Annotated in this window: 22 protein-coding genes; 17 read left to right on the top strand and 5 right to left on the bottom strand. The window is 31.0% G+C overall.

Annotation, left to right across the window (positions count from 1 at the left end; all coding sequences use genetic code 11):
- Positions 1–169 precede the first annotated feature (169 nt).
- Positions 170–1,645: a hypothetical protein gene (locus Q1A15_RS10035; RefSeq protein ID WP_299622756.1), complete on the top strand. Its 1,476-nt coding sequence runs from the start codon at positions 170–172 to the stop codon at positions 1,643–1,645.
- A 410-nt stretch (positions 1,646–2,055) separates the two neighbouring features.
- Here the strand turns inward: Q1A15_RS10035 and Q1A15_RS10030 are convergent, their stop codons facing one another.
- A complete protein-coding gene (locus tag Q1A15_RS10030) occupies positions 2,056–2,907 on the bottom strand; it encodes a hypothetical protein (protein ID WP_299622753.1) in 852 nt (283 codons plus the stop codon).
- Between the two features lie 204 nt (positions 2,908–3,111).
- Between Q1A15_RS10030 and Q1A15_RS10025 the strand changes: the two genes are divergently transcribed.
- The 7 genes from Q1A15_RS10025 to Q1A15_RS09995 all read left to right on the top strand — a co-directional run bounded on the left by Q1A15_RS10025 (position 3,112) and on the right by Q1A15_RS09995 (position 8,431).
- Positions 3,112–3,378, top strand: a complete 267-nt coding sequence (locus Q1A15_RS10025; protein ID WP_299622751.1) for a hypothetical protein — start codon at positions 3,112–3,114, stop codon at positions 3,376–3,378.
- Positions 3,379–3,426: 48 nt separating this feature from the next.
- Positions 3,427–4,944, top strand: a complete 1,518-nt coding sequence (gene gpmI / locus Q1A15_RS10020; protein WP_299622748.1) for a 2,3-bisphosphoglycerate-independent phosphoglycerate mutase — start codon at positions 3,427–3,429, stop codon at positions 4,942–4,944.
- 12 nt (positions 4,945–4,956) lie between these two features.
- Complete coding sequence (locus Q1A15_RS10015) at positions 4,957–5,499, top strand: thioredoxin family protein (protein ID WP_299622746.1); 543 nt, start codon at positions 4,957–4,959, stop codon at positions 5,497–5,499.
- Positions 5,500–5,786: 287 nt separating this feature from the next.
- A complete protein-coding gene (locus Q1A15_RS10010; RefSeq protein ID WP_299622743.1) occupies positions 5,787–6,203 on the top strand; it encodes a helix-turn-helix domain-containing protein in 417 nt (138 codons plus the stop codon).
- Between the two features lie 6 nt (positions 6,204–6,209).
- The gene (locus Q1A15_RS10005) at positions 6,210–6,740 is read left to right on the top strand and encodes a DUF4442 domain-containing protein (RefSeq protein ID WP_299622740.1); all 531 of its coding nucleotides are present in this window, start codon (positions 6,210–6,212) and stop codon (positions 6,738–6,740) included.
- Between the two features lie 95 nt (positions 6,741–6,835).
- Positions 6,836–7,654, top strand: coding sequence for a type I methionyl aminopeptidase (gene map / locus Q1A15_RS10000; protein ID WP_299622737.1), 819 nt, complete (start codon positions 6,836–6,838; stop codon positions 7,652–7,654).
- Positions 7,655–7,660: 6 nt separating this feature from the next.
- On the top strand, positions 7,661–8,431 hold the full coding sequence (locus Q1A15_RS09995; protein ID WP_299622735.1) for a class I SAM-dependent methyltransferase: 771 nt from the start codon (positions 7,661–7,663) through the stop codon (positions 8,429–8,431).
- A 14-nt stretch (positions 8,432–8,445) separates the two neighbouring features.
- On the opposite strand, the gene Q1A15_RS09990 is transcribed toward Q1A15_RS09995, so the two are convergent.
- Together Q1A15_RS09990 and Q1A15_RS09985 are read right to left on the bottom strand one after the other, a co-directional pair.
- A complete protein-coding gene (locus Q1A15_RS09990) occupies positions 8,446–8,646 on the bottom strand; it encodes a hypothetical protein (protein WP_299622732.1) in 201 nt (66 codons plus the stop codon).
- A 92-nt stretch (positions 8,647–8,738) separates the two neighbouring features.
- Entirely contained in the window at positions 8,739–9,737 is a 999-nt protein-coding gene (locus tag Q1A15_RS09985) for an FAD:protein FMN transferase (RefSeq protein ID WP_299622729.1), read from the bottom strand.
- Positions 9,738–9,848: 111 nt separating this feature from the next.
- On the opposite strand from Q1A15_RS09985, the gene Q1A15_RS09980 reads away from it, so the two are divergent.
- Positions 9,849–10,694, top strand: coding sequence for an OmpA family protein (locus tag Q1A15_RS09980; RefSeq protein ID WP_299622727.1), 846 nt, complete (start codon positions 9,849–9,851; stop codon positions 10,692–10,694).
- A gap of 239 nt (positions 10,695–10,933) precedes the next feature.
- Here the strand turns inward: Q1A15_RS09980 and Q1A15_RS09975 are convergent, their stop codons facing one another.
- Positions 10,934–13,495, bottom strand: coding sequence for a DUF5916 domain-containing protein (locus Q1A15_RS09975; protein WP_299622724.1), 2,562 nt, complete (start codon positions 13,493–13,495; stop codon positions 10,934–10,936).
- Between the two features lie 241 nt (positions 13,496–13,736).
- Between Q1A15_RS09975 and rplM the strand changes: the two genes are divergently transcribed.
- From rplM to tsf, 4 genes are all read left to right on the top strand, one after another.
- Positions 13,737–14,192, top strand: coding sequence for a 50S ribosomal protein L13 (gene rplM, locus Q1A15_RS09970; protein ID WP_299622721.1), 456 nt, complete (start codon positions 13,737–13,739; stop codon positions 14,190–14,192).
- The gene (rpsI, locus tag Q1A15_RS09965; RefSeq protein WP_299622718.1) at positions 14,192–14,578 is read left to right on the top strand and encodes a 30S ribosomal protein S9; all 387 of its coding nucleotides are present in this window, start codon (positions 14,192–14,194) and stop codon (positions 14,576–14,578) included. Before rplM ends, rpsI begins: the two co-directional genes overlap by 1 nt.
- Before the next feature lie 118 nt (positions 14,579–14,696).
- The gene (gene rpsB, locus Q1A15_RS09960) at positions 14,697–15,464 is read left to right on the top strand and encodes a 30S ribosomal protein S2 (protein WP_299622715.1); all 768 of its coding nucleotides are present in this window, start codon (positions 14,697–14,699) and stop codon (positions 15,462–15,464) included.
- An 83-nt stretch (positions 15,465–15,547) separates the two neighbouring features.
- The gene (gene tsf / locus Q1A15_RS09955) at positions 15,548–16,516 is read left to right on the top strand and encodes a translation elongation factor Ts (protein WP_299622712.1); all 969 of its coding nucleotides are present in this window, start codon (positions 15,548–15,550) and stop codon (positions 16,514–16,516) included.
- A 91-nt stretch (positions 16,517–16,607) separates the two neighbouring features.
- On the opposite strand, the gene Q1A15_RS09950 is transcribed toward tsf, so the two are convergent.
- Entirely contained in the window at positions 16,608–19,886 is a 3,279-nt protein-coding gene (locus tag Q1A15_RS09950) for a T9SS type A sorting domain-containing protein (protein ID WP_299622709.1), read from the bottom strand.
- Positions 19,887–20,345: 459 nt separating this feature from the next.
- On the opposite strand from Q1A15_RS09950, the gene pyrH reads away from it, so the two are divergent.
- From pyrH to asnS, 4 genes are all read left to right on the top strand, one after another.
- Positions 20,346–21,056, top strand: a complete 711-nt coding sequence (gene pyrH, locus Q1A15_RS09945) for a UMP kinase (RefSeq protein WP_299622706.1) — start codon at positions 20,346–20,348, stop codon at positions 21,054–21,056.
- A gap of 33 nt (positions 21,057–21,089) precedes the next feature.
- Positions 21,090–21,644 carry a ribosome recycling factor gene (gene frr / locus Q1A15_RS09940; RefSeq protein WP_299622703.1) on the top strand — a complete coding sequence of 185 codons (555 nt, stop codon included), beginning with the start codon at positions 21,090–21,092 and terminating at the stop codon, positions 21,642–21,644.
- Positions 21,645–21,740: 96 nt separating this feature from the next.
- Positions 21,741–24,104 (top strand): efflux RND transporter permease subunit, encoded by a 2,364-nt coding sequence (locus Q1A15_RS09935; protein ID WP_299622698.1) that lies wholly within the window; start codon positions 21,741–21,743, stop codon positions 24,102–24,104.
- 524 nt (positions 24,105–24,628) lie between these two features.
- Positions 24,629–26,062 (top strand): asparagine--tRNA ligase, encoded by a 1,434-nt coding sequence (asnS, locus tag Q1A15_RS09930; RefSeq protein WP_299622694.1) that lies wholly within the window; start codon positions 24,629–24,631, stop codon positions 26,060–26,062.
- Positions 26,063–26,069: the final 7 nt, after the last annotated feature.

The following is a 26,069-nucleotide window of genomic DNA, read 5'->3' as shown; positions in this document are numbered from 1 at the left end:
AATCAGTCTCATTAAAACAGAATAAAAAATCAAATAAGTTATTTAAGGGACTATGTCACAGTATCTTCCTTTTATAACTAAACAATATTTGACTCTTATTTTAAGTTATATTAACGTTGAAAAAGATGTAATAAAATAGAGTTCAATATTTTAACCCACGCATCGCCCTATGACAAAATCTGAAGAAACAGATTTAAATTTATTAATTGATTCACTAAGTCCGAAAGTTTACAATGCTTTCAAAAGAAATCTTAGTACCAAATCTGGAATAAATGTTAAGTTGAAACTTTTAGAAACTGTTCGAAGAAAAAAAGATTTCGACAAAGAAAACTTTATACGAAAACAAAAATTATCTTCCTTAAAATTCAATACAATTAAGTTTGATTTATTTCAGGAGTTAATTGATCATTTAAAAACCTCCGAAGAAAAATACTCTGATATTAATCTTTTTAACGAGCTTATAGAATTAGAGGTGCTTTTAAAAAACGCACTATACACAAAAGCGAAAAGAAAGTTAAGTAAACTGAAAAAAATCGCTGTTGAAAAATGTGATTTTGATATCTGCTGTATGATTCAGAAAAAAGCAGTTGAGTTTAGATTATTCAATTACGATAAAGGCAACAATAACTTTGAACAAGGTGTAGCTGAATTGGACAGATATATTCAATTATCAAAAAACTTGAATTCATATAAGTTACTTGCTGAAGAAATTTGTGAACTTCATTATCATTTTTTAGATAAAAGAATTAAAAACAGAAATGTACTTTTAAATTACAATAACAACGAATTATTACAAGATGTAAGCAAAGCAAAATCTGTTTTATCTGTTTACTTTTTTTACAGAGCCAAATCGTTAATTCATATCGGAAACAATGATTTTAACGAAGGAAAACGATATTCTTTTTTAGCTTACGAGCAACTGAACAACAATCCTTCTAAATACAGAGACGACTTTCTATTCAAGTTTAAAGCATTAAACAATTATTTAGATGCTAGTATGAATTTGATGGAAACTACACCATTTGAAAAAATTCATCCAGAACTTTTAAAACTAATTGATAACAACGAACATAAGTTTAGCGCTATTATCAAAAGCTTTTGTACTGTTGCTAATGATTGTTTGGTTTTAAATTATTTATGGATTAAAAAAGATACGAAACGCTTTTTAGAAATTGTTCCAAAGGTCAAAGAAAACTATAATCTGCATAGCGGATTAACAGGACCTAATTTTAGTATTGAAATTTTGCTTTCTATTGCTCGAATGTATTTCTTGAATGGAGATTTAAAAGAAGCTAATCAATACTGTATTACTATTAGTGAGAAAAAATCTAATCCTGCATCATTAATTATCTCTTGCGGAAATATACTTCGTATTATGATTCAGCATGATTTAGGTGATCATCAATTGATTTCTCATTTAGTTCATACTAGCAAATATTTCCTAAAGAATAATGAACGATTATTTAATTTAGAACGAAGCATTTTAAACGGTTTACATAAGATAAAGCCTTATTATTCTGAATCAGAAAAATCGATACTTTTTAAAGAGTTGTATAATGAAATTCTTGAAAAAGTTAATAAAGCAGAAGATTCAATTTTAGATAAGAAAATAGGGATTTTAGATTGGCTGAAATCGAAGATTTAAAAACTTGGAAACTAACAACTGTAATCCTAGTAATTTAATAGTTTTTAAAACACAACTCAAACGATTAAAAGCCAACAAATTAAATGAAAAATTATTTTGATTTAACTATAATTTTTCAAAAACTTAACTCTTAAAAATCATTTTCTGAATTCTGTTTTTTGATAGAAATTGCACCCGATTTTGATTGAACTGATGTTTTCAGTTTATTTATTTGAACAACGGGGGAATACTGTTGTAAATATACTTTTATAGATTAATTGAGGGGAATTATATTAATCTAAAACTTTAGTGGTTATTACAACAATAAGGATAGTCTGACAAAGACCTTATTTTTAATACTACGACAAAAAAAAGGGTGAATTGTAAAATTCACCCTTTTATAGTTAAACTCAATTATTCACAATTAAGATTTAAGCTGCTTTCAGCTTACTTAATTCTGCTTTTTTCACCTTGATTTCGCTCTCAAGTTTGTTTAGTCTGCTTTCTACTCTATTAATAATAGATTCTTTTCTTTGAATATCTTCTGCAGTTAAACCACCATTTTTCTTAGCAGTTTCTAACTGATCTTTCTTCTTCTTTAAACCTTGTCTTCCACTTATTAGCATTTCTTCATTTACACTAATATCATCTTCAACCTCCATAATTTTCATTCTCTTCTCCTTAGATATTTTGTCTTCAATCTCCTTCTTCTCAGTTTGTAATTGATTATCTAATTTTGCTAATTTCTCGTTCTTAAGGCGTAAAGCTTCTAACTGCTTTTTATAAGCTTCTTCACTAGCTTTAATTTCTTGCTCTAATTTTAATCTAGCCGCTTTTAACTCTTGCTCTCTTTGTTGAAGATCGCTATTTGAGTTTCCACCTGTAGTTGGAGCAGAAACCTCAGCAACTTCAGTAGTTTTAACTTCAGCAACTTCTTCAACTTTTACATTTAAAGATTTTTTAAAAGCTACCAAGTCACTTTTCTGGTTTTTAATTTTCTTATCTAATTTCGATAATCTACCTTCAACGTTTCTGATGATTGTTTCTTTTCTTAAAGCTTCTTCTTTAGTGATTCTATTTCTGCTTTTATCTTTTTGTAGTCTAGATTTAATTCTTTCTAAACCTTCGATACCACTTAATAAAATCTCTTCGTTTACTCGTATCTCTTGTTCTTTACTCTTTATAGTTTTTCTATCTTCTCTAGAAATTTCTTGAGAGAATACATTTTGTATACCAAAACATACGAATACTAATACAGGGATTAAACTTTTAAATAATTTCATTTTTATTTTATTTATGCATCTTACTTACACTGATATTGGATACACTTTTTTTGAAAAAGTCACTAATAACCGGCGTTTTTTTCGGGGTGCAAATTTACAAATAAAAAGAACACAAAAAACATTTTAACAAAATCTATTAACATAGGTAAAAATGTAACGTTTTCAAACATTTAGCTACATATAGGAAATGCTAAAAAATTTGTTATGGGATCGACCTCTGCTATGATAGCGAGTATTAAGAACAATAAACGTCCTCGTAAGAGCGCTATTAAAAAATTAAAAAAACATATGTCTTTTCAAAAAGATGATGTTAATGAACTATCATTTAACAAGACAGCTACTGAAGAACAATTAGAAAAAATAAGACTAGAGGTTAAAAAAGAAAACAGAAGAAAACTTCTTATGTATTTAATTCCAATTGGTGCTATTTCTATTGTCGCTTTAATCGCAATCGGTTTCGTGAAATTTTAAATAAAAAACCTAAAATCTTTACTACTTTTACTTATCAAATTATACCAAATGGATAAGAAAGTAATTTTAATGATTTTAGATGGTTGGGGAATTTCACCTAACCCTGAAATTTCTGCAGTAGATAAAGCAAACACATCTTTTATAGATTCTTTATACACAAAATTTCCTCATTCTGAATTAAGAACAGACGGTGAATATGTTGGACTTCCTGAAGGTCAAATGGGAAATTCTGAAGTTGGGCATATTAATTTAGGAGCTGGAAGAATTGTTTATCAAAATCTTGCCAAAATCAATAAGGCGATAAAAGATGATACACTTGCTAAAGAAGAAGAATTACAGAATGCTTTTGAGTATGCGAAAAAGAACAATAAGAATATCCACTTATTAGGATTAGTTTCAGATGGTGGAATTCATTCTCATATAAATCATTTAAAAGGATTACTAAAAGTGGCAAAAGATCAAGAAATTGAAAACATTTTTTTACATGCTTTTACCGATGGTAGAGATACTGATCCTAAATCTGGAAAAGGTTTTATTGGCGACATAGAAAACTATATGTCTGAAACTACTGGAAGCTTAGCTTCTATTACTGGTCGTTATTACGCAATGGATCGAGATAATCGTTGGGAAAGAGTAGCTTTAGCTTATAACGCTCTTGTAAACGGCGAAGGTACTTTATCTAAAAATGCTACAGAAAGTATTGCTGAAAGTTATAGTAATGATGTTACTGATGAATTTATTAAGCCAGTCATTTTAACTAACGATAACGATCAGCCTAAAGCTACAATCAAAGAAGATGATGTTGTTATTTTCTTCAATTTTAGAACAGATAGAGGAAGACAATTAACCCAAGCGTTAAATCAGCAAGATTTTGCAGATCAAAACCTTAAGAAATTACCATTGTATTTTGTTACGATGACAAATTACGATAGTACTTTTGAAGGTGTTCACGTGATTTACGACAATAAAAATATTGAAAACACTTTAGGTGAGGTTTTAGAAACTGCAGGAAAGAAACAAATCAGAATTGCAGAAACAGAAAAGTATCCTCATGTTACATTTTTCTTTTCTGGAGGAAGGGAGAAAGAATTTGAAGGTGAAAAAAGAATTTTATGTCCATCTCCAAAAGTAGCGACATATGATCTTAAACCAGAAATGAGTGCTTTTGAAATTAAAGATGCTATTGTTCCTGAATTAGAAAAAGGAGAAGTAGATTTTGTGTGTTTAAATTTTGCCAATGGAGACATGGTGGGACATACTGGAGATTTCGACGCAGCAGTTAAAGCTTGTGAAACTGTAGATACTTGTGTAAACGAAGTTGTAACTAGCGCATTAGCTAACGGCTACACAACTTTACTAATTGCAGATCATGGAAACTGTGAAACAATGATTAACCCAGATGGTTCTCCAAACACAGCACATACAACAAATCCAGTTCCATTAATTTTGATAGACAACGAATTAAAATCAATTAAAAATGGAATTTTAGGAGATATGGCGCCAACTATATTACATTTGTTAGGTATAGAAAAACCTAAAGAAATGACACAAGAGTCATTAGTCTAAATTAATTTTTAAATGAAACAACTTTTATATATTACCATTATCTTTTTAGTAGCTTCTTGTGCTTCTCACCCGAAGTCAGATAAGAAAAATAAAGCTATTAAAAATGCTAATGGTAATTTAGTAGGATATGCTACTAAAGAAGATTTAAAACAAGAGCCTTACGGAAGCGAATGGTTTAATGATTATTACGAGTATTACGAAACAGACAAAAAAACTATTTCTGAACTAACTCCTTATTTAAAAGATATAACGATTAAAGCTTTTATGGGAACTTGGTGCGATGATAGTAGACGTGAAGTTCCTAATTTTTACAAAATTTTAAATGAAACTAATTTCGATGTAAGCAAGTTAGATCTTGTTACTGTAAACAGAGATAAAAAAGCGAATGGAGCTGAAAAAGGTTATGATATTATTCGAGTTCCTACTTTTATTTTTTATCGAAACGGAAAAGAAATAGGAAGATTTGTAGAACACACCGTTAACGATGCTTTCTTAGAACAAGACATACTGCAAATTGTATCTGGAAAAGGATACAAACATGCATACGAAAAATAACAGATAATCGATGAATAACTTTTTTATTCATCGATTTTTTTTTGAGTTCTATTTATCTAATTATAGCTTTCTTTTTCCTGATAAATAATTAAAACACCAGGTAATAACAACGTCCAAAATCTTGATTTAGAAATCAGAACACCTCTAAAATTGCAATATAAAAATTAACTAGGTACTTCATTTCTTTAAGGGCTTTAAAGAATTTAATTACTCTTTGATTAGCCTCAATTTATTTCAATTATATTTTTTATTTTTACTTTCAAATCGAAAGCAAAATAAATCTCCAAATGAAAGTAAAAAAAGAAGCACATAATTTTAGATCTAATTGTCCTTTAAGTTTAGGCTTAGATTTATTTGGAGACAAATGGAGCTTACTAATTGTTCGTGATTTACTCTATTATAAAGAGCGAACATTTAAAGATTTCTCGTTAGCTAAGGAAAAAATTTCTTCCGCGAGGCTCTCAGATAGATTATCAAAATTGGAAGATTTGAAGATCATTACAAAATCTAATCATCCAACAAATAAAAAAGTTTTCATTTACCGACTTACTCAAAAAGGTTTAGACTTAGCCCCTATTATAGCAGAATGCATGAGTTGGTCTTATACTTATTTCAACGAACATCTTTCAGATAAGACAAAAAAAATCGTTGAAGCCTATCAAAAAAATCCAGAACAAGTTTTAAAACAATTTAAATCACAATAAAGAATCATGTCAGTTTATCAAAAAGTAGCAAAGATTGGAGGTAAAATATTTTCAAAGAAAACATTATTTAAATATGGTTTTAACCTTTCTCCAATGTATCGAAGAAGTACAGGTAGAGTAGTTTCAGTTTCAGATGATTTATTGAACGTAAAAATAAAATTACCTCTAAATTATAAGAATAGAAATTATGTAAATTCAATTTTTGGAGGTAGCATGTTTTCTGCTGTTGATCCAATTCCTATGGTACAATTGATTAATATTATTGGTGATGATTATGTTGTTTGGGATAAATCTGCTGAAATATTTTTTAAGAAACCTGCCAAACAAAATTTATACGCTAGTTTTTCATATACTGAAGAAGAAATTGAAAACATAAAAAAGAGAGTTTCTGAAGGAAATGAAATAGAAATCACAAAGATTACAAAGTTAGTCGATGCTAAAGAGGACACAACCTATTGTGAGGTGATAAAAAAGATTTATGTTGCCGATAAAAACTTCTACAAACAAAAAAGAAAGTTAGCTCGTAAAAAACAATAAAACAGACAAATTCAGTGTAAATCTATCATACAGAATTTAAACACTAAATGTTTCGATGAATCCAGTATATTTGCACTTTATTTATTCCACAGGAAATGATTATACCGAAAAACAGAGAAGAAATAGAGTTAATGCGCGAAAGTGCTTTAGTAGTTTCTAGAACTTTAGGAATGTTAGCTAAAGAAGTAAAACCTGGAGTTACTACTTTATATTTAGATAAGCTTGCTGAAGAATTTATTAGAGAGCAAGGTGCAATTCCTGCTTTTTTAGGGTTATATGATTTTCCGAACACACTATGTATGAGTCCGAATACTCAAGTAGTACATGGTATTCCTAACAATACTCCATTAGTTGAAGGAGATATTATTTCTATCGACTGTGGTGCTTTAAAAAATGAATTTTACGGAGATCATGCTTACACCTTTGCTGTAGGTGAGATTGATCCTGAAACTAAAAAACTACTTGATGTAACCAAAGAGAGTTTATATGTTGGAATTCGTGAATTCAAAGCTGGAAATAGAGTTGGTGATGTTGGTTATGCTATCCAGCAATTTACTGAAAAGCACGGTTATGGTGTAGTAAGAGAATTAGTTGGACATGGAATTGGTAGAAAAATGCACGAAGATCCTGAAATGCCAAACTACGGAAGAAGAGGACGTGGAAAGAAATTTGTTGAAGGAATGGCACTTGCTATTGAACCTATGACAAATATGGGAACGCACAAAATTAAATTCCATAAAGATGGTTGGACTGTAACAACTTTAGATAACAAACCATCTGCTCATTTCGAACATGATGTAGCGCTTATTGATGGTAAACCAGAATTACTTTCGACATTCCAATACATCTATGAAGCTTTAGGAATTGAGAGTAATGAAGAAGATGAATTTAGACAACAACCTTTAGTTTTATAATATCTAGTGTCGCTTTTTAAGACAGTTTTAAATACAATTCCAAGACCAATTTTGATAAAGGCTAGCTATTTAGTTCGCCCATTTATTTCGTGGTGGTTAAAGGGTGATCGGTTCACAGATCCTATTGACGGGAAATCATTTAAAAAAATGCTTCCTTATGGATATGAAGTACAAAGAGAAAATGTATTATCACCTTCAACACTATCGCTAGAAAGACATCGATTACTTTGGTTATATCTTCAGCAAGAAACAGACTTTTTTTCTTCAAAAGAGAAAAGAAAGTTATTACATATTGCTCCGGAACAATGTTTTTTAGATCGCTTTAGACAACAGGATAATTTAGATTATTTAACTTCGGATTTAGAATCACCAATCGCTGATGTTAAAGCAGATATTTGTGACTTACCTTTTGAAGATGCTTCTTTTGACATCATTTTTTGTAATCATGTGTTAGAACATATTCCTGACGATACAAAAGCCATGCAAGAATTGTATCGAGTTTTAAAACCTGGTGGTTTTGGTATTTTTCAGATTCCACAAGATTTAAATAGATCGACAACTTTTGAAGATGACTCAATTACTGACCCTAAAGAAAGAGCTAAGATCTTCGGCCAATACGATCATGTTAGAGTTTATGGACGTGATTATTTTGATAAACTAAGAAGTATTGGTTTTGAAGTAAAAGAAGTAGATTACACAAAACAAATCGCCCCAGAATTAGTGGAGCGATATGCTTTAGCTAAAGGTGAAATTTTACCTTTATGTTATAAGATCTAATTAAAACTATTTGTTTAGTAAATTCTTAATTTAGATAATACTGTAAGATTAATACAACTTACACCTAAATTCATTAACTGAGCCGCTTCATATCCATTATGGAAAGAAACCTCAGAAGAAGATGAGTGTGAACACGCATATCGATCTAATGGATCGCCTCCTTTAATTTCTTGCGCTTTCTTTTTAGTAATTGCGAACTGTTTTAAATTTTCCATTCTTAATTTCATTTGATTTTAATTTAAATTACTTCGCTAATATATTTTTAAGTTTCAGTTTTTAAACCACCCTTTTTGGGTGATTCTGCTAACTAATTCGCAAATTCAGCTATAGTTCCTTTTTCATCTGTATAGATTAATACCACTTTTAATTTTGGATGTTTTTCTAAAAAAAGCTTTGTTTTTTCTAAACCCATAGCCATAAAAGCAGTAGCATAAGCATCGACATCAGCGCAATCTCCTTGCATTAAAACAGAAGCGCTTAACAAATTATTTTCTTGTGCTAAACCTGTTTTAGGATTTACAGTATGCACAATCTTCTCTCCTTTTTCGTTGATTTTAAACTTACGGTAATTACCAGAAGTTGCCATCGATTGATTATCTAAATTTATATATCTAGACTGACTACGTGAACCGTCGGTATTTGGATCATCAATTGCAACTTTCCATAAAGTATTTCGAGGACTTTTACCTCTTGCTCTTATCTCTCCACCAATTTCAACTAAATAATCATTGATGCTTTTACTTTCTAAAAAACGACCAACTACATCAATACCTAAACCTTTGGCATAAGCATTTACATTAAATTCCATTTCTGGTGCTTTAATTACTTTTCTTCTTTCTAAGGCCATTTTATCAAATCCAGTAATTTTCATTAAAGTTTCAATTTCTTCAGCAGTAAGATTATCTTTTTCTTTCCCTGAACCAAAACCATAAGCATTGATTAATTTCCCAATAGTAGGATCGAAATACCCATCTGTTTCATCATATAAACGTTTTGCTTTATCAAAAGCTTCCTCAAAATAATCATCAACAACAACTGTTGTATCATTTTGATTTACTCTTGAAATTAATGATGTTGGAATGTAAGTAGACAGCGAATTATTGAAATCTTCAAAAATCACATTTATTGGAGCTTGAAAATCTTCTGTACTCTTATAAATGATATTATATGTTGTTCCAAAAACTTTTCCTTGAAGTTTTGTATATGCTTCTTTCTTTAAATTTTCGTCTTCTTTTTTATTTTCAACTTTACAAGCCTGAGTAAAAACAAGTAAAAAAAGCAGTAAAGAGTAGTATTTCGGCGCCATTAATTTATATTTTTTTAACAAAAATAAATCAATCTGTACTAAATTACCGTTAATGTAAGTTTTTGTTTCATCATTTTTTTAAATTTGCTACTTACATTAACTACATAAAAGATGAAAAAAATAGTATTATTTCTATCGGCTGCTTTTCTGTTAGCTTCTTGTGCCTCGAGTAAAGAGCTAGAAGCCCTTAAAGAAAAACACGAACAAACTAAAGAAGAATTGTTAACTGTTAAAACTAATTTAACGAAGTGTTTAGTAGAAAAAGAAAAATATCAAGATCGCTCTAAAGATTTAGAAAGTAGAATTTCTGAGTTAAAACAAGATAAAGAGAATACTATTCAACAAGTTGAAAACTTAACAGTATTAACTAAAGGAGCTAACGATAACATCAAAGAGACTTTAGCTCAGTTAAGCAAAAAGGATAAGTATATTAATAAAATTAGAGCTGCGGCTTCTAAGAAAGACTCTTTAAATTTAGTTGTAGCTTTTCATTTAAAGAAAGAATTACAAGACGGAATTGACGATCAAGATATCGAGGTTAATGTAGAGAAGACCGTTGTATTTATTTCTATTTCTGACAAGTTATTATTTAAGAGTGGTAGCTACACTATTACAGATAAAGCATCTAAGGTGTTACAAAAAGTTGCTACTGTTGTAAACGGGCAACCAGAAATGGATGTTATGATTGAAGGTCATACTGATGACACTCCAATTAATACTGCTGCTGTAAAAGATAACTGGGATTTAAGTGTGAAGCGTTCTACAGCTATTGTACGTGAATTACAATCGAAGTATAACGTATCACCATCTAGATTAATCGCTGCTGGTAGAAGTAGTTTCTTACCATTAGCTCCTAATGATACACCAGCTAATAAAGCTAAAAACAGACGTACAAAGATTATTATCTTACCTCGTTTAAACCAATTCTTTGATTTATTAGATCAAAAAGTTGAGTAATCTTTTTACTTTATAAAATCTAGAAACCACCTAAATGTAGGTGGTTTTTTTGTTCAACCTTTTCTGAATATCAATGTAAGTATATTTAGAAATAACCTGTTTTAAAGACTTTTTTTATTTCTCTAATCCAACATGACAACTTCTTCTAAAAAAAACTAGAAATCAAAGCAAATTAAACTTCAGAAACAAAAAAGCCAGAGTAAAATACTCTGACTTTTGTTAATTTATAATTGTATAAATTATTTTAAGAATCTGTAAGTGAATTTAATTAAGAAGATATTCTCTAATTCTTCTTCAAAAATTTGATTATTTAATCCTCCTAGCAAAGATCTATCTGGATCTTGACTTCCTGTTGTTCCTTGAGACCACACAAAGAAAAACTCCGATCCTGGAATATATTCCCAACGCATTACTAAGTTCGACCTAAATTGAGCGAACGAGAAATCTGGATTTGAAAAATCGTAATCTGAAGTTCCGTCTAAATTTTCATCAATTTGAAATGAATCATCAACAGCATCATAATTCACTTGATTTTCATCTAAGAAAACTACTCTATTATTAATATTATCTGCTAAAGAATTCGAAACGAAATTAAAGTTACTATATCTTCCTCTAGCAATAAATGGCTGTCCGTAATACTGAATAGACAAGTTCGGATTAATACTATAATTCGCTCTAATTGTAAACGATAAATTTTTATTATCGATTTCACCTAAAACATATCTTGGTGTATTTCCATTTATAGTTTCTTCAGCAACATATTGTGTTTTATTTACATTTTCTCTAAAGCTTGTACTTAACGAAAGACTTAAAGCATCTAAAGGCTGATAATTAAAATTGATGTCATAATTTTTCACATCAAAACTATCATCAGTTCCGTAGCTATTAGAAAAACCAACTGAAAAATTAAACCTTTTACTAAAGTCAGAACCAATTGCAAAATTGTAATACACTTCTTCTGAATTTCTCCAACGCGGTCCACCTCTCAAAAAAGAATTAATAATTGATCTTGGTCGATATCCAATTCTTCCTTCTGTATTCCAGTTATTATCCCAGTTAATATTTCCTCTTGTTTCGTATTCAATTCTATTGAAGTTTCCTGCAAAATCATACATACTTCTTAAAACTACTCTTGCAGAAGCTCGTCTGTATATTTTTGTTGGGTTTTGCCATAAATACTCTATGTTACCAAATTGCCATATTTGATCTGTTTGACGTAAAAAACCAACATCATTTAATTCAAACTCTGGTGATTTCCAGTTTGCTCCTAAGAAAAAACGCCAGTTTCCTCCTCCTCTTTTCCCACCGAAAACTCGTCCACCTGTTCCTGTTAAAGAAGTTCTATTAGGATCAACACTTAAATGACTAGCATCTACTCGTTGAAATAAGTGACGGATAGATTCTTGAGTTCTCTGAATTGCTTCTTTACTTCCTGAAACATGACTCATAGAGAAATTACCTTGAATAAAATAATCTCTATTTTTCCATTCATGTCTGAAATCTAAACCACCAGAATACGCTGATTTATGAAGTGTATTAATTGATTGTAAATCTCTGTTAGTTGCAGTAAAAATTCCACCGATAAAAGATTTTCTATCATTAAAATCTTTTTGAACTCTTGTTACAAAATAATTTGTTAATGGTTCTACCAAAACCTCTCTTCTATCTCCATTATTATCAATCTCTGCATATTCATTATCTGTTACAGTTTCTAAAACACCGATAGACCAACCATCTCTTGTTTTTCCCGAAAACTTAGCCGCAGCAATTATTGAACTATTGATAGGAGCATCAACAAATTCTCCATCGTTAGAATCTGCAGAAGTTTGTGGAGTTCTTCCTATACGTCTACTGTAAAACACATTGTCCTGTCCACCAACTCTAAAATCAAAAATGTTTTTGTTTTCTACGAAGAATGGTCTTTGTTCACGAAAGAAAACATCATCAAAACCATCTAATACTATATTTCCTGGATCAGCTTCAACCTGTCCAAAATCAGGATTAATAGTTACATCTAAAGTTAAGTCGTTAGTTACACCAATCTTAGCATCTAAACCTCCATTAACTCTAAAATTATCACCATCTCTAAATGGATTCCCTGGCTCTTTTTCAAAAGTTTCATAAGAAACCACTGTAAAAGGTTGAATTTCTAATTGTTTTTGAGATTTTAAATCGATCAAACCATGTAATTCTCCAGCTTCACTGATAAATCCAGAAATATCGTTTGGAATACGTTGCCATAACGATCTTTCATTTTTTCTAAAAATAGTACGGTTAAAATTCAATCCCCAGATTTGCTCTTTAGCCTTTCCGAAACGTAATTGACTAAATGGAATTTTCATTTCACCAGTCCAACCTTTATCATCTATAACAGCATCAGTATACCAAACAGGATTCCAACTTTCATCCCAGTTTTGTCCGTTTTGAGTCACAAACTCTTCTCCCTTTACGCCAGCAGCTGTAACTGTAAAAACAAAAGCAGTTCTTTTATCGTGGTAACTATCAATAATTACATTTACACGATCTCCTGCAAAACCATCACGACGTGTTAAACGCGCTTCTATTTCTTCTGGAGATTCATCGAATGCTCTAATAGCAACGTAAAGATACTTTGCATCGTAAATTATTTTGAATTTAGTTTGAAAAGCAGGAGGTACACCTTCTTCTGGATTTTTCTGAATAAAATCTCCTCCCCACGGAACTGCATCCCAAGCAGCATCATCTAACCTCCCGTCGATAACTATCTCTTTGTCAGTTTTTTTAGTTGTATATATCTTTTTCTCTAAACTTTGTCCAGACATACATAGAGAACAAAAAATAGAAAAAACAAACAGTAATGTTCCTACCCTCATTTTTAGTTTTGAATCGTTGTCGCAAAAGTATACTAGAAATATCTTAACAATATGTTAATTCGCATTTTGAAGTTCTTAAATAAAATTAAATCAACTTGCTATTTGTCAGTAAAATAAATAATTGTAAATTTGCACTCCTTTTTTAAGGAAAAGTTATAATATTTATTAATAGACAAAAACTAAATCGTGTATGAACACATTAAGTTACAAAACAGTATCGGCTAACAAAGCAACTGTAAACAAAGAGTGGGTTGTTGTTGATGCGGACGGGCAATCATTAGGTCGTTTAGCTTCTAAAGTTGCAAAACTTATTAGAGGTAAACACAAGCCAAATTATACACCTCACGTAGACTGTGGTGATAATGTTGTTATTATCAATGCTGAAAAAGTTAATTTAACTGGAAGTAAGTGGAATAACAAAACTTACATCCGTCACACTGGTTACCCAGGTGGACAAAGATCGTTAACTGCTCAAGAAATGTTCGATAAGGACCCTGCTAGATTAGTAGAGAAAGCAGTTAAAGGAATGTTACCAAAAAACAAATTAGGTAGCGCTTTATTTAGAAATTTATATGTATATGTTGGTACTGAGCACGGACAAGAAGCTCAAAAACCAAAATCTATTAACCTTAACGATCTTAAATAATGGAAACAATTCACAAAATAGGTAGAAGAAAAACAGCTGTTGCTCGTGTATATGTTTCTCAAGGTAAAGGAGACATTACTATCAACAAAAGAGAATTAACTAATTACTTTACAACTCCAACTTTACAGTATAAAGTAAGACAACCTTTAATGTTAACTGAAAACTTAGAGGCTTACGATATCAAAGTAAACGTTTACGGTGGTGGTGTAACAGGACAAGCTGAGGCTATCCGTTTAGCAATTACTAGAGCATTAGTAGCTATCAACGAAGAGCACAAAGCAGTATTAAAACCAGAAGGATTATTAACTCGTGATCCAAGAATGGTTGAGCGTAAGAAATTCGGTCAGAAGAAAGCACGTAAGAAATTCCAGTTCTCTAAGCGTTAATCGTTTATTGGAACTGTTTTTCAAAAAATATTTTTTTATCAACAGTTTAGTATCTAAATAGTTCAGACGTAAAACTACTGTACTATTGTGAAAACAGAACGTAAACACATTTATTAAAATGGCAAACATTCAAGAATTATTAGAAAGCGGAGTACACTTCGGTCACTTAACTAGAAAGTGGAATCCAAACATGGCACCTTATATCTACACAGAGCGTAATGGTGTTCACATTATTGACTTATACAAGACTTCTGCAAAGATTGATGAAGCTAAAGAAGCTTTAAAGAAGATTGCTAACTCTGGTCGTAAGATCTTATTCGTAGCAACTAAAAAGCAAGCTAAAGATATCGTTGCTGAAAAATCTAAGTCAGTAAACATGCCTTACATCACTGAAAGATGGCCAGGTGGTATGTTAACAAACTTCGTTACTATTCGTAAAGCAGTAAAGAAAATGACTGCTATCGATAGAATGAAGCAAGATGGATCTTTCGACGCTTTATCTAAGAGAGAAAAATTACAAATTAACCGTCAACGTGAGAAGTTAGAAAAGAACTTAGGTTCTATTGCAGACATGACTCGTTTACCTGGTGCATTATTTGTAATTGACGTTAAAAAAGAGCACATTGCTATTGCAGAAGCTCAAAAATTAAACATTCCAATCTTTGCAATGGTTGATACAAACTCTGATCCAAGACCGATCGATTTTGTAATTCCTGCAAACGATGATGCTTCTAAATCTATCGATAAAGTTTTATCTTATGTTACTGAAGCTATTTCTGAAGGTTTGGCTGACAGAAAAGCTGACAAAGAAAAAGCTAAAACAGAAAAAGAATCTACTACTGGAAACAAGAAAGTAGAGGAAGCAAAAACTGAAGAGGCAAAATAAATATTTAAAGGTTTCATTACATTGAAACCTTTAATTTATTTTATCATTGTACAATTATATACAACCTTAAAAAAACAAACAAAATGTCAAAAATTAGCGCTGCAGACGTAAAAAAATTAAGAGAGACTACAGGTGCAGGAATGATGGACTGTAAGAACGCTTTAGTTGAAGCAGAAGGAAACTTTGATAAAGCTATCGAAATCTTACGTAAAAAAGGTCAAAAGATCGCTGCTAAAAGAGCAGATCGTGATTCTTCTGAAGGTGTAGCTATCGCTAAAATCAGTGACGACAATACTTACGGTGTTGCTATCGTATTAGCTTGTGAGACTGATTTTGTTGCTAAAAATGACACATATAAAGAATTAGCTCAGCAATTCGTTGATATCGCTATCAACTATTCTAACAAAGAAGATTTCTTAGCTGCTGAATTCGAAAGTGGAGTTACTGTTGCTGAAAAATTAATTGAGCAAACTGGTGTAATCGGTGAAAAAATCGAGATCCCTTCTTTCGAAAGAGTTGAAGCTCCTTACGTAGGTTCTTATACTCACGTTGGAAAGATTTCTGCTTTAGTTGGTTTAACTCAAACTGTTGACAAAGCTGCTGACTTAACTAAAGATTTAGCTATGCAAGCTGCTTCAATGGGAGCTACTACTTTATCTTATAAAGATTTCTCTCCTGAGTACGTTGCTGCTGAGACTGAAGCTAGAATCGCTGCTATCGTAAAAGATAACGAAGAATTAGTACGTTTAGGTAAAACTTTAAAGAACGTTCCTCAATTCGTATCTAGATTACAATTAACAGACGAAGCTTTAGCTAACGCTGAAGAAGCTGCTAAAGAGCAGTTAAAAGCTGAAGGTAAGCCAGAGAAAATCTGGGACAAAATCTTACCAGGTAAAATGGAAAGATTTATTTCTGATAACACAACTTTAGATCAAGAGCAGTGTTTATTAGATCAAAAATTCATCAAGGATGAGAAGAAAACTGTTGCAGAATACGTTTCTTCTTACGGTGATGTAGAAGTTAAAAACTTCGTAAGAGTTACTTTAGGATAATTCTTATTTCATTATAAAATTAAAAAGCTGTCTACAATGTAGACAGCTTTTTTGTTTCGATATATTTAAATATCCGTTTTTTGAAGATTTTTTACTGAATAATAACTTTCTTAGTTATGATTTTATTGTTCTGTTCTACTTTAATAAAGTAAATTCCTGTGTTACCAAAATCACTACGGTTTAAGTTTACAGTATTCATTTCAGTTTTTCTTTCTAAAATCAACTTACCAGTAATATCAAAGATCGTCACTTTCGAACTCTCATTATTATTATTACTCTTATTGAAAGCAATTGTTATTTTTTCAAACTTTAAAGGGTTCGGATATACTCTTAACTCGTTTTTCTCACTAATTGTAGTTCTTGAAAATACTGATTTTGTAGAAGCATTAAGTGTTACGAATTTTGTAGTTACTCCTGCATTACATATTGCTCTTAACACTAAAGTATATTCTTTACCTTGTTGTAAACCTCCAATTGTCATTTCTGGAGTACTAGAGCCTTTGTAAGATGTAGCTTTTGGACTGTTTATATTTCCTGTAAACTGTCCTTTTGGCCACGCTCTTAATTCATAAGTTCTTACATTTAGCAGATCTTTAAACAATACAGTTATAGATGAATTTGTACTACTTTTCACTTTAAGATTTTCAATAAGTACTTGTCCATCACAAGCTTCTTTTCCTCGTAATGTATTCGCATCAATTTGAACTAACTTTGTTGTTCCTCCAGAAGCACAAATTGCACGTAAAACTAATGTATATTGAGTACCAGCTTGAAGTCCGTCAATAGTTAATGGTGAAGAATTTCCACCTTTATAAACTAAAGCTGCTGGAGTATTAATATTTCCGTTAAACTGTCCTTTGACCCAAGCACGTAATTCATACGTACTAACATTTTTAATTTCATCAAAAGCTAATGTTAAAGAAGTTTCAGTAGTATTAGAAATTTTTAAGTTAACTAACTCAGAATTTAAATTACACTTTTCTTCTGCACTTACGATTTTCCAATTCTGATTTTTATTTCCTTTTTGAAAAGTCCACAAATGCATTGTATTTCCATTGTTTCTATCTACAACTTTAGTACAGTGTAAAGGCTCAAGGAAGTAATCCTCGCCTACTTTAGTAATACTCCATTTTTGATGATTTGCTGTAGCTCCTGTCCAAGTTCCGAAATTAAGATTCGGATTTTGAGTTGTATCATTTTTCTCACACGCAGCATATGGCACTTCGAAATACTCATTATTTCTTAAGTTCTTAATTGTATAATAGTTTCCTGATTTTACAATTTCCCATTTTGCACTATTTGCTGAAGTATTTGCTAAACCTACTGTTCTTCCGCTAGGACTATTTAATTTCTTATTATCATAAGGGTTTTCGATATAGTAAATTCCATCCTCTAAGTTCGCATCTGGTCTAGAAGTATCTCCACCAGTATCTGGATTATTACAAGATTCCCCCGGTAAACCATAACAACCTAAACCTGTTGGTCCGAATTCTGGATTCCAATTAATTCCAGGAACCCAATTATCACCAAGTTCATAAGCACCAACATCAGGAGCTTTTCCTTTATATCCATTAGTTATTCCGTTAATTACTCTACCATAATCAACAGCTTTGGCATTGGCTTTAAGTTTGAAATTATTACCAGCATGGTTCACAAAAGAATTCTTATCAATTAAATTATTTTGTTTGTCAGATTGAGGCTCCCAAGTTACTTCTGTTTCTTGATTCCCTGCTTGATCTGTTACTTTTCTATCTGTAATATTATTCCAAACTTTAACATTCGTGAATTTAGTCCCGGCTTTATGCCAAGCTCCCATGGTTCCACCTTTAGCTTTTACTAATGTATTATTGAAAATATCAAGATCTTTACCATCCCAATTGATTTGAACATTCGTCCATTCAACATTCCAAACTACATTATGATGTACAGAAAAAGCTTCAGCATCGTTATCTAAATAAATTCCTGCTGCCTTTTTTAACTTCCCTCTACTCTCTGCATCGTGAAACCAATTGTGATGAATTTCTGTATTTTGCGGACCACCAACTGTGTAAAAAAGTGCACAATCGTCGTTAATTAAATTACTTCTTGATACGTCATTGTAACCAATTTCACAACGATTTCCATTAAAATTGATTCCATCTCTACCTGCATTAAAAATTGTGTTTCGTAAAATTTTATTATCGGTTCCACCTCTTGCAACTAACGGAGCATCATATGAACCTAAATAATTAAAATCATGAATATAATTATTCACTAATCTATTAGAGTTTCCTCCTAAGCGAACACCAGTAGCAGCACTAAAAGCAATTTCACATTTTTCTACTACATTGTTTTTCCCATTAACTTCTACACTTGGTTTTCCAGCATTGAAACCTTTGAAAATTCCTTGCGTATGATTTCCATAGAAAGAAGAAACCTTATACAATCTATTGTTATTAGAGTTTGATTTCATTAGAATAGCTCCACCGAAAACAGCTAGGTTTTTAATTTCAATAAAATTTCTCTGGTTTAAATCAATAGTAACTTTACGTCTTCTCATTTGTACTTTTCCATTAACTGGAGCACCACCACTAGGCATTTGTACAAATAATTCTTTTGTTTGACTATTAAACCACCATTCATTTTGATAATCTAAAGCACCTTTTACTCCTTCTAAATAGAAATCGCCTTTACTTGCAGGATCATGAAAAGTTCTAATCCAAGTTGGATTTTTATCTAAATTGAAATTTACTCTTCCAGAAGAACTTGAAGTGATAAAAGCTTTCCAAGCAATCCACCCAGAACCAGGACGATCACCATAAAAGAAAATAGCTCCACCTTTCCAGTTAATATTTGGGATTTTAGAAGAAGTTAAGAACGCACCATTAGATACATTTTTGTTACTTCCGCCATCATTTCTCAAAGAATTTAAAGTAAAAGGCTTTCCATCTGTATTGTTTGGCCAACGTGCTAAATCCATAGCAACATTACCATTCATTACAAAATTTTCTTGACCAAGATCCCAGTCTACTTTAGTTTTATAAATTACACCATTGTCTTTTTGCCAACCTCGTAAAGCTTGCATTGCAGATACGATAACTTTTTCACCTTGCTTAGCTGTGTAGACTATCGGAGAACCTGCTCGTCCAGATCTTGCTGGTCTAATGGTTTCTTCATACGTTCCTCCACCAATAATGATAACATCACCTGGTTGTGCAATAGAAGAAGCTTTTTGAATCGTTAAAAATGGAGCTGTAGCACTTCCATTATTAGCATCGTTTCCATTCTTAGAAACGTAGATATCTCTTGCATGAGATAATTGAACAATAAAAAGCATGGACAAGACCAAACTCTTTAAACATTGTTTTTGAAATTTTTGAAAATTTTTCATCGTTTGATTTATTTAGGAAATTATTTTGCATTCTATAACATCAAACAAGGCTCATTATTGCATATTCTTCAAAAAACGGACAATCCTTAACATAGTATAACACTAAGTAATAATTCCTTAATTTGAGTTATAGATACACTTGTATTCATGCCTACTTTAAAAAAGAAAGCATGTAGATTAAAATTTTGAAATTGCTATTAAAATGTAATTGTATAGCGTTAGTAGTGTTTTTTAGAAGTTTTAGGAAATACTTTCATAAGTTATTTAGAATTAGGGGTTATAACCTCAAAACTAAAAAACATAACACATTATATTTAAACCTATTATAAAATTCTTTGATACTAAAATTACTAGACAAATCAAACCTAGTATTTACAATCAAGAATTAAATATAGCATATCATTCTCCTCTTTTTTTATTATGAATACTTTGTATATTTGCACAACTTTCAACAGAACTATGCAATACAAAAGAATACTTCTAAAATTAAGCGGAGAAGCTTTGATGGGAGACCGCGACTATGGAATTGATCCTAAAAGATTAAAAGAATACGCACAAGAAATTAAAACAGTAGTAGACAAAGGCATCGAAGTTGCTATTGTTATTGGAGGAGGCAACATCTTTAGAGGAGTTTCTGGTGCTGCTAACGGAATGGACAGAGTACAAGGAGATCACATGGGAATGTTAGCTACTTGTATTAATGGTTTAGCTTTACAAAGTGCTTTAGAAGACGAAGGTGTGTATACTAGAATGCAAACTGCTTTAGAAATTAAAGAAGTTGCAGAACCTTACATTAAACGAAAAGCTATTAGACACCTAGAAAAAGGACGTGTAGTAATTTTTGGAGCTGGAACTGGAAACCCATATTTCACTACTGATACTGCAGCTGTATTAAGAGCAATTGAAATTGATGCTGACGCTATTTTAAAAGGTACTCGCGTTGATGGTATTTATACTTCTGATCCAGAAAAAGACAAAGATGCCATTAAATTTGAAAGTATTACATTTAAAGACGTAATAGAAAAGGGATTAAAAGTAATGGATATGACTGCTTTTACCCTGAGTGAAGAAAACAAATTACCAATTATTGTTTTCGATATGAATAAAAATGGGAACTTACTGAAGTTAGTTTCTGGAGAGCAAATTGGAACAATAGTTGATTACAAATAAATCCTTTTCTGGATTAATTAAATTATAAAAGAAATGACTGAAGAAATTGATTTTATTATAGATAGTACGAAAGAAGCTATGACTGATGCAATTTCTCACTTAGAGAAAGAATTAAGAAGTATTAGAGCAGGTAAAGCTTCTCCAGCAATGTTAGCTAACGTACAAGTTGATTATTATGGATCTCAAACTCCATTAGGTCAAGTAGCAAATGTAAATACTCCAGATGCTCGAACAATCTCAATCCAACCATGGGAAAAGAACATGTTACAAGAGATTGAAAAAGCTATTATGATTGCCAACTTAGGTTTCAACCCAATGAATAATGGTGAAAATATTATCATTAATGTACCACCATTAACTGAAGAACGTCGTAAAGATCTAGCAAAACAAGCAAAATCTGAAGCGGAAAGTGCTAAAGTTGGAGTTAGAAATGCTCGTAAAGAAGCTAATAACGAAATCAAAAAACTTGACGTTTCTGATGACATGAAGAAAAATGCAGAAGCTGATGTTCAAACCTTAACAGACAAATTCGTTAAAGAAATTGACGAAAAATTAGTAGTTAAGGAGAAAGAAATAATGACAGTTTAATCTTTTTCAAGATATTTTAACAAAAAGAGCGTTTTTAAAAACGCTCTTTTTTATTTTTTATATCTTTTTAAGTTACCTTTGCACAAATTTTTTTAGATGACTTTTTGGACTAAAATCGCAGGATTTATTTTACGTAATCGCTACTTAGTATTAACTACCATAGTTATTATCACTGCCTTATTAGTTACACAATCCAAATACGTTAGATTTTCTTACACTGAAGCAAACCTTTTACCAGAAAACCACGAAGCGAATATTCAGTATAACAAATTCTTAGAAATTTTTGGTGAAGAAGGTAACCTTATCATTTTAGGAATTAAGGATAGCACTTTTTATTCTTTAGATAAATTTAATTCTTGGAATAAATTGGCTAGACAGTTAGATGCTGCTCCAGAAGTAGAGTTTACAGTATCTATATCTGATATAAAGAAGTTAAAAGCTGATCGTAAAAAAAGAAAATTTGTAGTTGATCCTTTATTTGAAAAAGAACCAACAAAGCAAGAAGAAATAGATCAAATTAAGATTCAACTTTTTGAAAAACTTCCTTTTTACGAGAATATTTTATTTAACAACGAAGGAACTATTCAAACAGCAATATACTTAAAGAAAGATATTGTTAATAAACCTGAACGTGCGCAGTTCATCGAAGAAAACTTAATTCCTGCAATTAATAAATTCAAAAAAGACAATAATTTAGAAGTAAAAGTATCTGGTATGCCTTACATCAGAACTTTAAATTCTAAAAACATTGCGGAAGAAATGGGGATTTTTGTCCTTGGAGCTTTACTTATTACAGCAATTATTTTCTTCTTCTTTTTTAGATCTTTCAGAGCCACTTTTATCACTCTATTAGTAGTAACAATCGGAGTTATTTGGGCTTATGGATTTATTGGATTACTACGCTACGAATTAACTGTACTTACAGCTTTAATTCCTCCATTAATTATTGTAATTGGAGTTCCTAATGCTGTTTTCTTAATTAATAAATATCAGCAAGAAGTAAAAAAACACGGTAATCAAGCAAAATCGTTACAACGTGTAATTTCTAAAATTGGTAATGCTACGTTAATGACAAACATTACTACAGCTTCTGGTTTTGCTACGTTTGTTTTTGTTAAAAGTAAATTACTACGTGAGTTTGGTATTCTTGCATCGATAAATATCATCAGTATTTTCATATTAGCCTTACTAATTATTCCAATACTGTATAGCTTTATGCCACTTCCGCAGAAAAAACATTTAAATCACCTTGAAAAAAGATGGATGGAAAATGTTGTAGACTGGATGGAAAGAATGGTGAAAAAACAACGTATTTACATATATATAACCACAGTTATCATTATCATTTTAAGTATGATTGGTTTATATCAAATACGTGTTTCTGGTAGTTTGATTGAAGACATGCCCAAAGGAAAACAATTCTACAAAGACATTAAGTTCTTTGAAAAAGAGTTTGGTGGTATTATGCCTTTAGAAATTTTAATTGATACCAAAAAAGAAAAAGGAGTAATGAAGCTTTCTACTCTTAAAAAGATGGAAAAGCTTAATGAAACTATTGAAACGTTCCCTGAACTTTCAAAACCAATTTCTGTAAACAACCTTGTGAAATATTCTAAGCAAGCTTTTTACAACGGAAATCCGAAATATTATCAATTACCTACAAGTCAAGAAAAGAGTTACATTTTTGCATATACTAAGAATTCGACTAGCAATTCTGGTATGCTTAAAAACTTTGTTGATAGCACTGGTCGTTATGCTCGTATAACTACCTTCATGAAAGATATTGGTACTGATAAAATGGACATTATCCAAGACCGATTAAATGCGGTAATCCAAAAGCAATTCAAAGGAGATAAGTTTAGCGTGTCCATGACAGGAAAAGCTTTAGTATTCTTGAAAGGAACAAACTACTTAATTAAAAACTTAGTTATTTCACTTTCGTTAGCAATATTATTGATCTCTATCTTTATGGCTTGGATGTTTAGATCTCCACAAATGATTTTAATATCATTAATTCCTAATATGTTACCATTACTAATTACTGCTGGTTTAATGGGATTCTTCGACATTCCTATAAAACCATCTACGATTTTAGTATTTAGTATTGCTTTCGGAATATCTGTTGATGACACCATACATTTCCTTGCAAAATACCGACAGGAATTGTTAGCCAATAACTGGAGAATAAAGCCTGCAGTTTATGCTGCATTACGTGAAACTGGGGTAAGTATGTTCTATACTTCAATTGTACTATTCTTCGGTTTCTTAGTATTTACAGTATCAAGTTTTGGTGGAACTATTGCCTTAGGAGGTTTAGTTTCAGTAACGTTATTATTAGCTATGGTTTCTAACCTGTTATTATTACCATCATTACTACTTTCTTTTGAAAGAAAAATTGCCAATCAGAAAGTATTAAAAGAAACTAACTTTAAAATTTTCCCACCAAAAGAGAAAAAATAGTTTCTATTTCAACTTATAAAATTAAAAAAGCACACTTTTAAAAAGTGTGCTTTTTTTGATTATTCTATACAAATAATACAATCTATTGAAGACAAATTTCTATTTCGGTATTACCTTTTTCAACATTTTCCCTAAACTCGTTTATCAGATCATTTAAGAGCTCTTTATTAATCCAGATAAACTATACTTATCAAATCTAAACTCAAAATCTGTATTAGTAAATACCTAGAAATGGGTAATTTATAGTTTTGAAAAAAGACAATTAAAAAAGGCTTTCAACGAATGAAAGCCTTATGATAATAAGATAATTTGGTTGTATTATCTTTCAGATATATATGTACTACTACGATACTATAACAATCTTTTCTATATTTTATTATACAAAGTATTGGTAACTGTAATTATAAATACAAAATCGTTTTAAGTCTTTTTTTTAAAGAACTCCCCCAAGTAGTTCTTAAAGAATGTTGTAAATTCTTCTTAATAAATTATATTTGTTGCTCAATTTTGTTAACCTATTTATAATGACAACAAGTAGTGTAAAAGAGCTTTTAAACTCAGAGAAGTTTTTACAAGAAGTATGTGTGAAAGGTTGGGTAAGAACCTTTAGAAGTAATCGTTTTATAGCATTAAATGATGGTTCTACTATTAAGAATATTCAATGTGTTGTTGATTTTGAAAATACTGATGAAGCTTTATTAAAAAGAATTACTACTGGTGCTGCTGTTGCAATAAAAGGAACTTTAGTAGAGAGCCAGGGTAAAGGTCAATCAGTTGAAGTTCAAGTAAACAATTTAGAAATTTTAGGAGATTCGAATCCAGATGAATATCCTATTCAACCTAAAAGACACAGTTTAGAATTTTTACGTGAAAATGCTCACTTAAGAGTTCGTACAAATACATTTAGTGCTGTAATGCGTGTGCGTTCTGCACTTTCTTTTGCTGTACATCAATACTTTCAGCAAAACGGATTTTATTATGTAAATACACCTATTATTACAGGTTCTGATGCTGAAGGAGCTGGTGAAATGTTTAAAGTGACCAACTTTGAACCAAACAAAGCACCATTAAACGAAGAAGGTGAAGTAGATTATAGTCAAGATTTCTTTGGTAAGCAAACTAACTTAACCGTATCTGGACAGTTAGAAGCTGAAACCTATGCAATGGGATTAGGTAAAGTATATACATTCGGACCAACATTTAGAGCTGAAAATTCTAATACAACAAGACACTTAGCAGAATTCTGGATGATCGAACCTGAAGTTGCATTCTACGATTTAGATGCAAACATGGATTTATCTGAAGATTTCATTAAGTATGTTTTACAATATGTTTTAGATAACTGTAAAGATGATTTAGAGTTCTTAGAAAACAGACTTTTACAAGAAGAAAAAACAAAGCCACAAGCTGAAAGAAGCGAAATGTCTTTAATTGAAAAGTTAAAGTTTGTTGTAGATAATAACTTTAAACGTGTTTCTTATACTGAAGCTATCGATATTTTACGTAATTCTAAACCTAACAAAAAGAAAAAATTTCAATTTCCTATTAACGAGTGGGGAGCAGATTTACAATCAGAACATGAGCGTTACTTAGTAGAAAAGCACTTTAAATGTCCTGTAATCTTATTCGATTATCCAGCGAAAATTAAAGCATTCTATATGCGTTTAAATGACGATGGAAAAACAGTAAGAGCTATGGATGTTTTATTCCCTGGAATTGGAGAAATGGTTGGTGGAGCTCAAAGAGAAGAGCGTTTAGATGTATTAAAAGAAAAAATGGCTGCTTTAGATATTCCTGAAGAAGAATTATGGTGGTACTTAGATACTAGAAAATTTGGTACAGCAGTACATTCTGGTTTCGGTTTAGGTTTTGAACGTTTAGTATTATTCACAACTGGTATGAGTAATATTAGAGACGTTATTCCTTTCCCTAGAACACCACAAAATGCAGAATTTTAATTCTACA

This window comes from uncultured Tenacibaculum sp., assembly GCF_947495995.1.
Taxonomy (GTDB): domain Bacteria; phylum Bacteroidota; class Bacteroidia; order Flavobacteriales; family Flavobacteriaceae; genus Polaribacter.
Note: the sequence above shows the minus strand (reverse complement) of the source record. Positions and strands in the feature narration are given on the sequence as shown.